This is a genomic window from Rhizobium sp. RM (assembly GCF_013390595.1).
GTDB lineage: Bacteria > Pseudomonadota > Alphaproteobacteria > Rhizobiales > Rhizobiaceae > Agrobacterium.
Genome location: NZ_JACAWV010000022.1, coordinates 542,634 through 556,084, shown reverse-complemented (window position 1 = coordinate 556,084; position 13,451 = coordinate 542,634). Strand labels below are relative to the sequence as shown.

12 protein-coding genes are annotated in these 13,451 nt (G+C 58.9%); 10 read left to right on the top strand and 2 right to left on the bottom strand.

Going from position 1 to position 13,451, the window contains the following annotated elements:
- Positions 1-110: 110 nt before the first annotated feature.
- The 9 genes from HWX89_RS19225 to HWX89_RS19185 all read left to right on the top strand — a co-directional run bounded on the left by HWX89_RS19225 (position 111) and on the right by HWX89_RS19185 (position 10,508).
- Positions 111-1,670, top strand: a complete 1,560-nt coding sequence (locus HWX89_RS19225) for an ABC transporter ATP-binding protein (protein ID WP_178340884.1) — start codon at positions 111-113, stop codon at positions 1,668-1,670.
- Positions 1,660-2,763, top strand: coding sequence for an ABC transporter permease (locus HWX89_RS19220; protein ID WP_138793840.1), 1,104 nt, complete (start codon positions 1,660-1,662; stop codon positions 2,761-2,763). Before HWX89_RS19225 ends, HWX89_RS19220 begins: the two co-directional genes overlap by 11 nt.
- Positions 2,763-3,683 (top strand): ABC transporter permease, encoded by a 921-nt coding sequence (locus HWX89_RS19215; protein WP_178340840.1) that lies wholly within the window; start codon positions 2,763-2,765, stop codon positions 3,681-3,683. The genes HWX89_RS19220 and HWX89_RS19215 overlap by 1 nt, the downstream gene beginning before the upstream one ends.
- A gap of 87 nt (positions 3,684-3,770) precedes the next feature.
- On the top strand, positions 3,771-4,844 hold the full coding sequence (locus HWX89_RS19210; RefSeq protein WP_138793838.1) for a BMP family ABC transporter substrate-binding protein: 1,074 nt from the start codon (positions 3,771-3,773) through the stop codon (positions 4,842-4,844).
- Between the two features lie 227 nt (positions 4,845-5,071).
- Positions 5,072-5,809 carry a FadR/GntR family transcriptional regulator gene (locus tag HWX89_RS19205; RefSeq protein ID WP_138793925.1) on the top strand — a complete coding sequence of 246 codons (738 nt, stop codon included), beginning with the start codon at positions 5,072-5,074 and terminating at the stop codon, positions 5,807-5,809.
- A 224-nt stretch (positions 5,810-6,033) separates the two neighbouring features.
- On the top strand, positions 6,034-7,395 hold the full coding sequence (gene glmU / locus HWX89_RS19200; RefSeq protein WP_138793837.1) for a bifunctional UDP-N-acetylglucosamine diphosphorylase/glucosamine-1-phosphate N-acetyltransferase GlmU: 1,362 nt from the start codon (positions 6,034-6,036) through the stop codon (positions 7,393-7,395).
- A gap of 103 nt (positions 7,396-7,498) precedes the next feature.
- Positions 7,499-9,325 carry a glutamine--fructose-6-phosphate transaminase (isomerizing) gene (glmS, locus tag HWX89_RS19195; protein ID WP_138793836.1) on the top strand — a complete coding sequence of 609 codons (1,827 nt, stop codon included), beginning with the start codon at positions 7,499-7,501 and terminating at the stop codon, positions 9,323-9,325.
- Entirely contained in the window at positions 9,322-9,825 is a 504-nt protein-coding gene (locus HWX89_RS19190) for a GNAT family N-acetyltransferase (protein ID WP_138793835.1), read from the top strand. The genes glmS and HWX89_RS19190 overlap by 4 nt, the downstream gene beginning before the upstream one ends.
- Positions 9,826-9,839: 14 nt before the next feature.
- Positions 9,840-10,508, top strand: coding sequence for a DUF502 domain-containing protein (locus HWX89_RS19185; RefSeq protein ID WP_138793834.1), 669 nt, complete (start codon positions 9,840-9,842; stop codon positions 10,506-10,508).
- A gap of 46 nt (positions 10,509-10,554) precedes the next feature.
- Here HWX89_RS19185 and HWX89_RS19180 read toward each other — a convergent pair whose 3' ends face one another.
- Both HWX89_RS19180 and recG read right to left on the bottom strand, forming a co-directional pair.
- The gene (locus HWX89_RS19180) at positions 10,555-10,830 is read right to left on the bottom strand and encodes a hypothetical protein (RefSeq protein ID WP_138793833.1); all 276 of its coding nucleotides are present in this window, start codon (positions 10,828-10,830) and stop codon (positions 10,555-10,557) included.
- 14 nt (positions 10,831-10,844) lie between these two features.
- The gene (gene recG, locus HWX89_RS19175; protein WP_138793832.1) at positions 10,845-12,950 is read right to left on the bottom strand and encodes an ATP-dependent DNA helicase RecG; all 2,106 of its coding nucleotides are present in this window, start codon (positions 12,948-12,950) and stop codon (positions 10,845-10,847) included.
- A 188-nt stretch (positions 12,951-13,138) separates the two neighbouring features.
- On the opposite strand from recG, the gene HWX89_RS19170 reads away from it, so the two are divergent.
- Positions 13,139-13,450: an FAD assembly factor SdhE gene (locus tag HWX89_RS19170; RefSeq protein ID WP_138793831.1), complete on the top strand. Its 312-nt coding sequence runs from the start codon at positions 13,139-13,141 to the stop codon at positions 13,448-13,450.
- The last annotated feature ends 1 nt before the right edge of the window (position 13,451 follow it).

Below are 13,451 nucleotides of genomic sequence, written 5' to 3'. Positions count from 1 at the left end.
TCAGCATTGAATACGAATGCACACCGCGATTGGGAACAAGAACGCAGCCGTTTGGGAATGCTTCGCAGAAAGCAGCACGGCCGGTCAGAGAGGGATCAGTGACTGGAACTTTGGCGCCCGAGGCCGTGCCTCTCCTTTCCGTGCGCAAACTGACCAAGCTTTTTGGCACCTTCGCGGCCTGCAACGGGATCGATCTGGATATTGCGCCCGGCGAAATCCACGCGCTTCTGGGTGAAAACGGTGCGGGAAAGTCCACGCTCGTCAAGATGCTGTTCGGTGTGCTCGCGCCAACCAGCGGTGACATTCTCTGGCAGGGCAGCCCGGTTTTCATCGGTTCTCCGAGTGAGGCGCGCAAGCTTGGCGTCGGCATGGTGTTTCAGCATTTTTCGTTGTTCGAAGCGCTGACGGTGGCCGAAAACATTGCCCTTTCGCTCGATCCGAAGGTGTCGCTCAAGGAGATTGCCAAGGAGGCGGAAGTGCTCTCCAAGGCCTACGGTTTGCCGCTTGACCCGAATGCGCATGTGGCCGATCTCTCGGTTGGAGAGCGCCAGCGCATCGAGATCGTACGCGCACTGTTGCAGAACCCCAAACTCATTATTCTGGACGAACCGACCTCGGTTCTGACCCCGCAGGAAGCCGACAAGCTGTTCGAGACGCTTGCCAAGCTCAAGGCTGAGGGTCGTTCGGTCCTTTATATCAGCCACCGTCTCGAAGAGGTTCAGCGCATCTGCGACCGCGCCACGGTGCTGCGCCACGGCAAGGTGACGGGCGCTTGCGATCCGCGCAAGGAAACGCCTGCATCGCTGGCGCGCATGATGGTCGGTTCCGATGTGGCAGGCGTTTCCCGCGAGGCGGGTGCCCCGCTGGGTGAGCCGCAGCTCGAGGTGATGGGGCTGTCGGTTGCGCCGCGCACGCCGTTTTCGGTCGCTTTGCGATCGATCTCCATGAGCGTTCGAGCCGGTGAGGTTCTGGCGATTGCCGGCGTTGCCGGAAACGGTCAGGGCGAACTTTTCGATGCGCTGTCCGGCGAATATCCGGTTGCCAATGACGAGGCGATCTACATTCGCGGCAAGGCGGTGGGGCGCACGGGGATCAATGGCCGCCGGCTTCTGGGCGCGGGTTTCGTGCCGGAAGAACGGCATGGCCATGCTGCCGTGCCCGGCATGAGCCTTTCGGACAATCTGTTGCTGGCGCGTTCGCGCTCCGACCGCAAGGCGTTTTTGTCAGGTGGTATTTTGCGGGTCATTCGCGGTTCGACCATCAAGACTGCCGCACGGCGTATTTCCGAGACCATGGATGTGCGCAAGAGCGGAGCCGATCCACTGGCCGGATCTCTATCCGGCGGCAATCTGCAGAAATTCATTGTCGGGCGTGAACTCGATCGCCAGCCCACGGTCCTTGTCGTCAATCAGCCGACCTGGGGTGTCGATGCGGGTGCCGCCAGCCGCATCCGTCAGGCTCTTGTCGATCTTGCCAAGGCCGGTTCTGCCGTCATCGTCATCAGCCAGGATCTCGATGAAATCTTCGAGGTCGCCACCAATATCGCGGTCATTTCCGATGGGCACCTTTCTGCGGCCCATCCGGTTGAAGACATGACACTGGAAAAGATCGGGCTGCTCATGGGCGGTATTCACACAGCACATTCGGGAGCCACCGAACATGCGCATTGAGCTTGAAAAACGGGCGGGTGTCTCGAAGCTTTTCGCTTTTGTCTCGCCACTTCTGGCGCTAGCGCTGACGCTGGTTTTCGGGGCGATCATGTTCGCCCTGCTCGGAAAAAGCCCGCTGAACGCGCTTTATGCCTTCTTTGTCGAGCCGCTGCTGGAGGTCTGGTCGCTGCATGAACTGGCCATCAAGGCAGCGCCGCTGATCTTGATCGCGGTCGGTCTATCGATCTGTTATCGCTCGAATAACTGGAATATCGGAGCTGAAGGCCAATTCACCATCGGCGCCATTACCGGCTCGATCCTGCCGGTCCTTTATCCCGACTGGCAGTCGCCTATGCTGCTGCCGCTGATGCTGGTGATGGGGGCTCTGGGCGGCGCGCTTTATGCCGGTATTCCGGCATTGCTGAAGACCAGGTTCAACACCAATGAAATCCTGGTCAGCCTGATGCTGGTTTACGTTGCGCAGCTTTTTCTCGACTGGCTGACACGAGGTATCTGGCGCGATCCGGGCGGTTACAACTTTCCGCAGACCAAGCCCTTTAATGAAAGCGCCGTTCTGCCGGAAATGCTGGCATCCGGCCGCGCCCACTGGGGTTTCGTCTTCGCCATCGTGGCGGCAATCGCCCTGTGGTTCATGATGCGCTACATGCTCAAGGGCTTTGAAGTTACCGTGCTTGGCCAATCGGCCAGGGCAGGGCGGTTTGCCGGATTTTCATCGTCGCGCATGGTGTGGTTCGCGTTCCTGCTGTCCGGTGCACTGGCGGGCCTTGCCGGTATCTCCGAAGCATCCGGCTCAATCGGCCATCTCCAGCCCAGCATTTCGCCGGGATATGGTTTTACCGCGATTATCGTCGCCTTCCTGGGACGTCTCAATCCGCTCGGCATCATTGCTTCCGGCCTCGTTCTCGCCTTGACCTATCTCGGCGGGGAGGCGGCGCAGCTTTCCATCGGCGTGTCGGATAAGGTTACGCGTGTCTTCCAGGGGTTGATGCTGTTCTTTGTATTGTCCTGCGATACGCTGATCTTCTACCGCATCCGGTTCATTTTCAGCGGCAAGGCCGGCACACAGAACACCAATCAGCAAGGAGCGGCATGATGGATATGCTTCAGGCCATTCTCCTTACCGTTATCACCGCCGCCACGCCGCTGGTGATTGCCGCATCGGGCGAACTGGTGACGGAACGTGCTGGCGTTCTCAATCTTGGCGTCGAGGGCATGATGATCATTGGTGCGGTCTGCGCTTTCGCTGCCGCCCATCTGACCGGCTCGCCCTATCTCGGCATTCTGGCGGGTATCGCAAGCGGTGCGGTTTTTTCGTTGCTGTTCGGTTTCCTGACTTTGACGCTGGTGACCAATCAGGTTGCGACCGGTCTTGCGCTGACCATTCTGGGGCTTGGCGTTTCCGGCATGCTGGGGGAGAGCTTCGTTGGTCTTCCCGGCGTCAAGCTTGCGCCGATCGTTTTTCCTGTATTGTCGGATATTCCCTTTATCGGGCCGCTGCTGTTCCGGCAGGATCTGATTTTTTACATGTCGATCGCGCTGGTTGCCGGTATTGGCTGGTTCCTGTTCAAGAGCCGCACAGGTCTCAAGATCCGCGCCATTGGTGACAATCACGGCTCCGCTCATGCGCTTGGCATCAATGTCATCCGTACCCGTTATCTCGCGGTGATGTTCGGCGGTGCCTGTGCCGGGCTTGCCGGCGCGCAGCTTTCTCTCGTCTACACACCGCAATGGGTGGAAAACATGTCGGCTGGCCGCGGCTGGATTGCGCTTGCGCTTGTTGTTTTCGCCTCCTGGCGTCCATGGCGGGTGCTGGCAGGCGGTTATCTCTTCGGCGCCGTCACCATCGGCCAGTTGCACGCGCAGGCCTTCGGCATCGGCGTTCCCTCGCAGCTGCTTTCGGCGCTGCCCTATCTTGCCACTATTGTCGTGCTGGTCATCATCTCGCATAATCGCCGCACGACGCTCATCAATACACCGGCTTCGCTGGGAAAATCCTTCGTGCCGGATCGCTAAGGCATCGGACCGGAAAGTGTCATTCAGTTTCCGGAAAATTCGATGCGAACTCATCATTTCAAGGCTTCAAACCAGACAGGGGTAAAAATGAAAAAACTGATCATCGCACTCGCTGCTTCCGCAGCGGCACTCGGCAGCATGGTTCCTGCTGCGCAGGCCGCCGACGCGAAGAAGATCTGCTTCATCTACGTCGGTTCCAAGACCGATGGCGGCTGGACGCAGGCGCACGATATCGGCCGTCAGGAACTCCAGGCACATTTCGGTGACAAGATCGAAACGCCGTTCCTGGAAAGCGTTCCGGAAGGTCCGGATGCTGAACGCGCCATCGAGCGCATGGCCCGCTCCGGCTGCGAACTGGTCTTCACCACCTCGTTCGGTTTCATGGACGCGACGGTCAAGGTTGCGCAGAAGTTCCCGAAGGTGAAGTTCGAGCATGCAACCGGCTTCAAGGCTGCTGAAAACGTTGCGACCTACAACTCGCGTTTCTATGAGGGCCGTTACATTCAGGGCCAGATCGCCGCGAAGATGTCGCAGAAGGGTCTTGCAGGTTACATCGCCTCCTTCCCGATCCCGGAAGTGGTGATGGGCATCGACGCGTTCCTGCTCGGCGCTCGTTCGGTCAATCCTGACTTCAAGGTCAAGGTCGTCTGGGCCAACACCTGGTTCGACCCCGGCAAGGAAGCCGATGCTGCCAAGGCGCTGATCGACCAGGGCGTCGACATTCTGACGCAGCACACGGACACGACTGCACCGATGCAGGTTGCAGCAGAGCGTGGCATCAAGGCGTTCGGTCAGGCATCCGACATGATCAAGGCTGGTCCGAACACGCAGTTGACGGCGATCGTCGACACCTGGGGCGCTTATTACATCAAGCGTACGCAGGCGCTCCTCGACGGCAACTGGAAGTCCGAACAGGTCTGGGATGGCCTCAAGGATGGCATCCTGACCATGGCGCCTTACACCAACATGCCTGATGACGTGAAGAAAATGGCCGAGGAAACCGAAGCCAAGATCAAGTCGGGCGAACTTCACCCATTCACCGGTCCTGTGAAGAAGCAGGATGGTTCCGAGTGGCTGAAGGCTGGCGAAAAGGCTGAAGACGGCGTTCTGCTCGGCCTCAACTTCTACGTCGAAGGCGTCGACGACAAGCTGCCGCAGTAATTCGGCCCAGCAATCTGCAGCCGAAGCCGCGCGTGGAATGCATGCGCGGCTTTGTCATTTTGACATATGTCTACGAATAAACGTATTTGAGCGCTGCCTTCATCCCGGCGGTTTGTTTCTGACGATCCATCCGCCTTTGCAGCGCCCTGGTTTTTCATCCCAGGGTTTTACGATATAAAGCGGCCACACGCCGTTTCTTTGAAAGGACATCACTCTTGCAGCGTGGAATGCTTGATGCGGCGATCGGTCTTCGCAAATTGCGCACCAATCATGCAAAGGTCGTGCACAAGCTCGGTCTCGATATTGTGTCCGGCGCGTTCAAGATCGGCGAAATCCTGCCCGGTGATGCCGAGCTCATGGAGCGGCTCAAGGTCTCGAGAACCGTCCTGCGCGAAGCGATGAAGACGCTGACGGCAAAAGGCATGATCTCGCCGAAGGCGCGTATCGGTACCCGCGTTACCGAACGCGAGAGCTGGAACATGTTCGACAGCGACGTTTTGCTCTGGCATTTCGAATCTGGCGTCAGCGAGGATTTTCTCCTCCATCTCTACGACATCCGGCTGGCTTTCGAGCCCTATGGTGCGGGACTTGCCGCTCAGCGTGCCACGGATGCCGACATCGCGCGGCTGATCGGCCTTGCCAACGAAATGGGCAACACCGCCTATTCCAAGGAAAAGCGGGCCCTTGCCGATATGAATTTTCACGTGCTCATCACCGAAATGTCGGGCAACCCGTTCATGCGAACAGTCGGCACACTGATCAAGGCGGCATTGGCGGGCATTTTCCGGATGAGCAACCCGGATACGGACCCACATGAAATTTCCGATGTTTCCGCCTCTCACCTGAGGCTGGTTGAGGCATTTCGAATGCGTGATGCCGCCGCAGCGCGCAAGGAAATGGAAAGGCTCATTGAAAACGGGCGTCGCCAGATTCTGGAGTTTACCGCCGGCAAGGTTCGTCGCTAGGGCATTTTCCGCCCGTAGCGAACACCGTTTCGATCACGTTTCATGAAAACAAGCCGGGAAAATTGGTCCGGATTTGCATGGTTTCTTAAGTACGGCGTCGTTATAGCAATGCTGCAATGAAATCACGTCCCGCCTTGTCCGATCTGCGGAAGGTGCGGGCGAAATCGAATGTTATGCCGATGTGCCGGTCAGATCAGGCCGGGATGCGGCGCACTGGAGGTCTTATGGAGCGCAGCTCTCTTGCCGTTATTCTTGCCGCTGGCGAAAGCACGCGCATGAAATCATCGATGTCCAAGGTGCTTCATCCTGTTGCCGGACGGTCGATGATCGCGCATGTGGTTGAAGCGGTTGCGGGTGCCGGTGTCGGAACGGTGGCGCTTGTTGTCGGCCGTGATGCGGAGAACGTTGCCAAGGCGGCCAGCCTGCCTGGCGTCTCGGTGGAAAGCTTTCTCCAGAAAGAGCGCAAGGGAACGGGCAATGCGGTTCTCGCGGCGCGCGACGCGATCGCGCGCGGGTTCGACGATGTCATCGTCGCTTATGGCGATGTGCCGCTGATTACCTCTGCGACGCTGAACAGGGCGCGCGAGGCATTGAACACAGGCGTCGATGTCGTCGTCATCGGTTTTCATACGGATCGCCCGACGGGTTACGGCCGCCTGCTGGTGGAGAACGGCGAACTCGTTGCCATTCGCGAGGAAAAGGACGCCACCGAGGTAGAGCGCAAGGTTACCTGGTGCAACAGCGGCTTGATGGCAATCAACGGTCGCAATGCGCTGGACCTTCTGGAGCGGATCGGCAACAACAACGTCAAGGGTGAGTATTATCTGACGGATCTGGTGGAAATCGCCCGCTCGCTCGGTCGCCGTACAGTGGCGATCGATGCGCCGGAAAGCGAGCTGACCGGCTGCAACAACCGCGCCGAACTCGCGGCCATCGAAAAGCTCTGGCAGGAACGCCGACGTTACGAATTGATGGTTGATGGCGTTTCGATGGTTGCGCCGGAAACGGTCTTCCTGTCGTGGGACACAAAAATCGGCCAAGACGTGTTGATCGAGCCGAATGTTGTGATCGGTACAGGCGTCACAATCGAACCCGGTGCCGTCATTCATGCGTTTTCGCATCTCGAAGGCGCCTATGTTAGCGCGGGTGCCGCCGTTGGCCCCTATGCGCGCCTGCGGCCTGGCGCCAACCTGCATGCCAATTCGAAGGTCGGCAATTTCTGTGAAGTGAAGAAGGCCGAGATCGGTGAGGGCGCCAAGGTCAATCACCTGACCTATATCGGCGACGCGTTCGTTGGTGCAGGCAGCAATATCGGTGCGGGCACCATCACCTGCAATTACGATGGTTACAACAAGTTTGAAACGCGGATCGGGGCCAACAGCTTTGTCGGCTCGAATTCGTCACTGGTTGCACCCGTTACCATCGGTGACGGGGCCTATATCGCATCTGGCAGCGTCATCACCGATGATGTGCCCTCCGATGCCCTGGCATTTGGCCGGGCGCGGCAGGAGGTCAAGTCGGGCAGGGCAGTCGTGGTCCGTGAACGGGCAAAGGCGCTCAAGGAAGCAAACAAGAAGGCCAAGTGACCTTCGTTACGTTACGTCACCCAAAGTGACCGGCGGAAGAATTGCCGATTTCTAAGAAACGGTTAGTAGTTTCGGCGAAAGTGATCGTCGTCTGGAGAAATATATGTGCGGAATTGTCGGAATTGTCGGAACCCAGCCTGTTGCTGAACGGCTTGTCGATGCGCTGAAGCGCCTTGAATATCGCGGTTACGATTCGGCAGGCGTCGCCACCATCGAAAACGGTGCGATGGATCGCCGCCGTGCGGAAGGCAAGCTGTTCAACCTCGAGAAGAAGCTCTCCGAAGAGCCGCTTCCCGGTCTCGTTGGCATTGCCCATACCCGTTGGGCAACCCACGGTGTGCCAAACGAAACCAATGCCCATCCGCATTTTGTGGATGGCGTTGCCGTCGTTCATAACGGCATCATCGAGAATTTCGCGGAATTGCGCGAGGAGCTGACGGCGGAAGGGGCGACCTTTACCACCCAGACCGACACGGAAGTGGTGGCGCAACTTCTGGCCAAATATACTCGCGAGGGCATTGGCCATCGCGAGGCGATGCTGAAGATGCTGAACCGCGTCACCGGTGCTTATGCGCTGGTGGTGATGTTCCAGGACGATCCCGGTACGCTGCTCTCGGCGCGTTCCGGTCCGCCACTTGCCGTTGGTTACGGTCGTGGTGAAATGTTCCTGGGCTCGGACGCCATCGCGCTGTCGCCCTTCACCAACGAGATCACCTACCTGGTGGATGGCGATTGCGCCATCATCACCCGTCAGGGCGCCGAAATCATCGATTTCTCCGGCAATCCCGTGAAGCGCGAGCGGCAGATTTCGCAGGCCACCGCATTCGTGGTCGACAAGGGCAACCACCGCCACTTCATGGAAAAGGAAATCTACGAGCAGCCGGAAGTCATTTCGCATGCGCTCTCCCACTACGTGGATTTCGCCTCCAGAAAGGTGAAGGACGCCGACAAGGCAATCGATTTCTCCAAGCTGTCTGGCCTTGCCATCTCCGCCTGCGGAACGGCCTATCTTTCCGGCCTCATTGGTAAGTACTGGTTCGAGCGTTATGCGCGCCTGCCGGTCGAAATCGATGTCGCGTCGGAGTTCCGTTATCGCGAAATGCCGCTGTCGCCATCACAGGCCGCACTCTTCATCTCGCAGTCCGGTGAAACGGCCGATACACTCGCGTCGCTGCGTTACTGCAAGGATGAGGGCCTCAAGATCGGCGCAGTCGTCAACGTGCGTGAATCGACCATTGCGCGCGAGTCGGATGCGGTGTTCCCGATTCTGGCCGGGCCTGAGATCGGCGTGGCCTCCACCAAGGCATTCACCTGCCAGCTCGCGGTTCTTGCGTCGCTGGCGATTGCTGCCGGCAAGGCACGCGGAACGCTGACGGCAGAGCAGGAAAGCGAACTGGTGCGCCATCTCATCGAGATGCCGCGCATCATGAGCCAGGTGCTCAACATCATCCAGCCGCAGATCGAGGGCCTGTCGCGCGACCTGTCGCGCTTCAAGGACGTGCTTTATCTTGGCCGTGGCACCAGCTTCCCGCTGGCGCTGGAAGGTGCATTGAAGCTCAAGGAAATCTCCTACATCCACGCCGAAGGTTATGCCGCGGGTGAGTTGAAGCATGGACCGATCGCACTGATCGACGAGAATATGCCGGTGATCGTGATTGCACCGCATGACCGGTTCTTCGAAAAGACCGTTTCGAACATGCAGGAGGTTGCCGCACGCGGCGGCCGCATCATCTTCATTACGGACGAGAAGGGCGCTGCCGCCTCCAAGCTGCCGACGATGGCGACGATCACGCTGCCGACCGTCGACGAGCTGATCGCGCCAATGGTGTTCTCGCTGCCGATCCAGCTTCTCGCCTATCACACCGCTGTCTTCATGGGCACGGATGTTGACCAGCCGCGTAACCTCGCAAAGTCGGTCACCGTGGAATGATCGTTCGCCCGGAACGCTCTGGAGACGAAGCTGATATTTCTCGCGTTACGGAAGCTGCTTTCCGTAACATGGCCTTTAGCGATCAGACGGAACATCTGATCGTTGGGCGGTTAAGGCAGGCGGGAGCGCTGGCGGTTTCACTGGTGGCTGAACATGGCGACGAGATTATCGGCCATATCGGATTTTCGCCGGTCACCCTGTCGAGCGGTGAGGCGGGCTGGTTTGCTCTCGGCCCACTGTCCGTCCTCCCCGAAAATCAGGGGCAGGGCGTCGGTGCGGCGCTTGTTCGTGCTGGCCTGTCGGCGTTGGATGGGATGGGGGCTTCGGGCTGTGTACTCGCTGGAAATCCGGCCTATTACGGACGCTTCGGTTTCGCCAATGTGGCCGGTCTCACAAGTGACGGTATTCCCGACGAATATTTGATGGCGCTGACCTTGCACGGTGGAACTCCATCCGGCATTGTCGGTTTTCACCAGGGCTTCTACGGCGATGCCGTATAATTACCGATTGGTACATGACCGAAAATCCACTTAAAGTTTCCTTTGCGGCCCGCCTGCGCAACAGCTTCCTCACGGGTGTGCTGATCCTCGCGCCTGTCACATTGACCATGTGGCTGGTGTGGAGTTTCCTGCAATGGGCCGATAGCTGGGTCAAACCCTATATTCCGGCGCGTTATGATCCGGAGCAGTATTTCGATGTTGCGATCCCCGGTTTCGGGCTGCTGATCGCGGTGATTGCCATCACAATGATCGGCTTTCTGGGCAACAACCTGATCGGCAAGTGGATTGTCGGTCTCGGTGAGTCCGTTCTCAACCGCATGCCGCTGGTGCGGCCGATCTACAAGAGCATCAAGCAGATCTTCGAATCGGTGCTGCGCGAGCACTCGAATTCCTTCAAGAAAGTCGGTCTGATCGAGTTTCCGTCATCCGGGACATGGGCGCTGGTGTTCGTGGCGTCCGAGGCCAAGGGAGAGCTGGCTCACCGTTTCAACGAACTCGGTGAAGAAATGGTCGCGGTCTTCCTGCCGCCGACCCCGGTTCCGACGGCGGGCTTTCTGCTGTTCGTACCGAAAAAGAAGATCGTCATGCTCTACATGACGCCGGAAGACGCGGCAAAGCTGTTGATCTCCGGCGGTCTCGTCGCCCCCGATTTCACCCCGCCCAAGACTATCGCGCCGGTGTGAGGTGTGTCTCATACGACTGGCGTGGCTTTTCGCGCCGATCAATTAATCAATCGTCGTCGTCATCCAGGTCGTCCAGATCCGTGGTCACGGTGGTCGAATGAAATACCGGGACGAAAAGGCGCATGTAAACGAGCTTGACGCTCCAGCCTTCTTCCAGCGCTTTCATCCATGCTTTCTTGCGACCGGGTTTCTTGAAAACCTTGCCGATTGCTTTCTTTTCGGATTTCGCAAATGTGTCCGGCTGGAGAAGATTGTCCGGGGAGCATAGCGCATAGCCCTTCTGGAAAGCGGGCGGCGGGCGTGAGACGTCGTGCATGTTCATATCGTGTGTTCTCTTTATCCGGCGTGCAGGAAGCGGATCGCTTCATCGCGACGGTGCAGGTAGAGCAGGGTACGCAGGCTTTCGCCGCGTTTGCCGGTCAATTCGGGGTCGCGCTCTATCACATAGGCGGCGTCCTTGCGGGCAATTTCCAGGAGATCGGCATGCGCCTCAAGGCTGGCAATGCGGAAGCCGGGCGTGCCGGATTGTCGGGTGCCGAGAAGCTCCCCTTCGCCGCGCAGCTTCAGATCCTCTTCGGCGATCAGGAAGCCGTCCTCGCTATCGCGCAGGATCGACAGACGCGCCCGACCGTTTTCGCTGAGGGGCCCCTTGTAGAGCAGAATACAGGTTGATGCCTCGTCGCCACGCCCGACACGGCCGCGCAACTGGTGAAGCTGGGCAAGGCCGAAACGTTCGGCGTGTTCGATGACCATGATTGTGGCATCGGGCACATCCACGCCCACTTCCACCACGGTGGTTGCCGCCAGCAGACGCGTCTCGCCGCTCTTGAAGGCCAGCATGGCGGCATCCTTGTCCGGACCGCTCATGCGCCCATGGATGAGGCCGATATCAGCGCCCAGTGCCTTGCTCAGAACCGCGTGACGCTCTTCCGCCGACATCAGGTCGGATTCCTCGGATTCTTCCACCAGTGGGCAAATCCAGTAGGCCTTCTTGCCGTCAGAAAGTGCCTTTCTCAGACGATCAACGATATCGCCGATGCGTTCGGTTGGAATGGTCACGGTCTGGATCGGTTTGCGACCGGCCGGTTTTTCGGTGAGCTTGGAAACATCCATGTCGCCGAAGGCGGCCAGAACCAGCGTTCGCGGAATGGGGGTCGCGGTCATCACCAGCATATGCGGGGTAATGCCTTTGGCGGTGAGACGCAGGCGCTGGTGCACACCGAAGCGATGCTGTTCGTCCACCACTGCCAGAACCAGATTTTTATAGGCGACGCTATCCTGGAACAGCGCGTGCGTGCCGATGATGATCTGTGCTTCACCGGAGGCAACGCGCTCCTCGATTTCGCGGCGCTCCTTGCCTTTGGTGCGCCCGGTCAGAACCTCGCAGGTGAGACCGGCTGCGGCCGCATATTTCGAGATTGTTGCAAAATGCTGGCGTGCCAGGATTTCGGTCGGGGCCATTAACACGGCCTGTCCACCGGCCTCGACCGCCGTTGCCATGGCCATCAGGGCAACAAGCGTTTTACCCGCGCCAACATCACCCTGCAGCAGTCGCAGCATGCGGTCTTCGCCTGCCATGTCGGTCAGGATTTCCTTGACGGCGACATTCTGGCTCGGTGTCAGCGAGAAAGGAAGTTGCGAGAGAATTTTTGCGGCAACATCGCCCTTGGCGCGGATCGGTTGCCCTGCCACCTTGCGCAATCGTTGTCTTACCAGCGCCAGTGAAAGCTGTCCGGCCAGAAACTCGTCATAGGCCAGCCGTCGTCTGGCGGGCGCACGGGGATCGATATCGGTGCCGTCGCGTGGATCGTGCAGTTCGCGGAAACTTTCCGCAACACCGGCGAAACCCTGTTTGGCGATCAGCGTCTCGTCGATCCATTCGGGGAAGGCGGGCAGTTTGGAGAGGCCACCATCGACAGCGCGTTTCAGAACCTTTGATGAGAGCCCTGCGGTCATCGGGTAGACGGCTTCGACCAGTGGCAGGTTTTCCGCCTCGGACAGTTTCACCATGAAATCGGGGTGCACCATCGAGGCGCGGCCGTTGAACCAGTCGACCTTGCCGCTGACGAGCACCTCTTCATCGACAGGCAGGGCTTTCGACAACCAGTCGCCTTTGGCACGGAAAAAGGTCAGCGCCAGCTCGCCGGTGTCGTCATGCAGGAATACGCGGTAGGGAGCCGATCGGTTGCCGGGCGGTGCCGGCTGGTGGCGGTCAACGCGTCCCTGGATGGTGACAATGGCGCCCGGCTGTGCCAGCGCAATGCCCGGACGGTTGCGTCGGTCGATGACGTTTGACGGAGCGTGAAACAACAGGTCGATGACGCGCGTGTCTTCCGCGTTCTCGCGGCCAAGAAGTTTGGCCAGAAGATCGGCAAGCTTCGGCCCCACACCGGCAAGGGTGGAGACGCTGGCGAAAAGGGGATCGAGTATGGCCGGACGCATGGCCTGCAAAATCGGGGAAGGGCGCGCGCATTGCAAGACCGTAGCTGCGACAAAGGCCGTTTATCACCCGCAGTTTTTCTACACGGCGACGTAATTTCAGTAAAAACCGGTTCCCAACCGTTCCCGACATGTTCTATAGGAGGTCGCAATCAACATCTTGTTGAATAGCCAACCGAAAGGTGAATGCGATGACTGGACTGGTGCGGACGAGTGCGGACCTCGAACCGAGGCGCAGGCGGATACTTTATCGCTGTTGGCACCGGGGCATTCGCGAGATGGATCTGGTGCTTGGCCAGTTCGCGGAAGACCACATTGCCGATCTGTCTGAAGAGCAGCTCGATGAGCTGGAAATCATCATGGCGGAAGAGGATAACGACCTGGTCAAGATGGTGACGGGCGCTCTGCCGGTGCCGGAGAAATTCCAGACGCCGCTGTTCGAGAAGATTGCGTCCTACCGTCCGGACTTCGACATCGTCACAGCCGAAAAAGCGAAAGCCTGAA

Coding starts and splice junctions, on each gene's coding strand:
- recG (WP_138793832.1), bottom strand. CDS start 12,950: ATGCGTCCGGCCATACTCGATCCCCTTTTCGCCAGCGTCTCCACCCTT.
- HWX89_RS19220 (WP_138793840.1), top strand. CDS start 1,660: ATGCGCATTGAGCTTGAAAAACGGGCGGGTGTCTCGAAGCTTTTCGCT.
- HWX89_RS19185 (WP_138793834.1), top strand. CDS start 9,840: ATGACCGAAAATCCACTTAAAGTTTCCTTTGCGGCCCGCCTGCGCAAC.
- HWX89_RS19170 (WP_138793831.1), top strand. CDS start 13,139: ATGACTGGACTGGTGCGGACGAGTGCGGACCTCGAACCGAGGCGCAGG.
- HWX89_RS19190 (WP_138793835.1), top strand. CDS start 9,322: ATGATCGTTCGCCCGGAACGCTCTGGAGACGAAGCTGATATTTCTCGC.
- glmU (WP_138793837.1), top strand. CDS start 6,034: ATGGAGCGCAGCTCTCTTGCCGTTATTCTTGCCGCTGGCGAAAGCACG.
- HWX89_RS19180 (WP_138793833.1), bottom strand. CDS start 10,830: ATGAACATGCACGACGTCTCACGCCCGCCGCCCGCTTTCCAGAAGGGC.
- HWX89_RS19210 (WP_138793838.1), top strand. CDS start 3,771: ATGAAAAAACTGATCATCGCACTCGCTGCTTCCGCAGCGGCACTCGGC.
- glmS (WP_138793836.1), top strand. CDS start 7,499: ATGTGCGGAATTGTCGGAATTGTCGGAACCCAGCCTGTTGCTGAACGG.
- HWX89_RS19205 (WP_138793925.1), top strand. CDS start 5,072: ATGCTTGATGCGGCGATCGGTCTTCGCAAATTGCGCACCAATCATGCA.
- HWX89_RS19215 (WP_178340840.1), top strand. CDS start 2,763: ATGGATATGCTTCAGGCCATTCTCCTTACCGTTATCACCGCCGCCACG.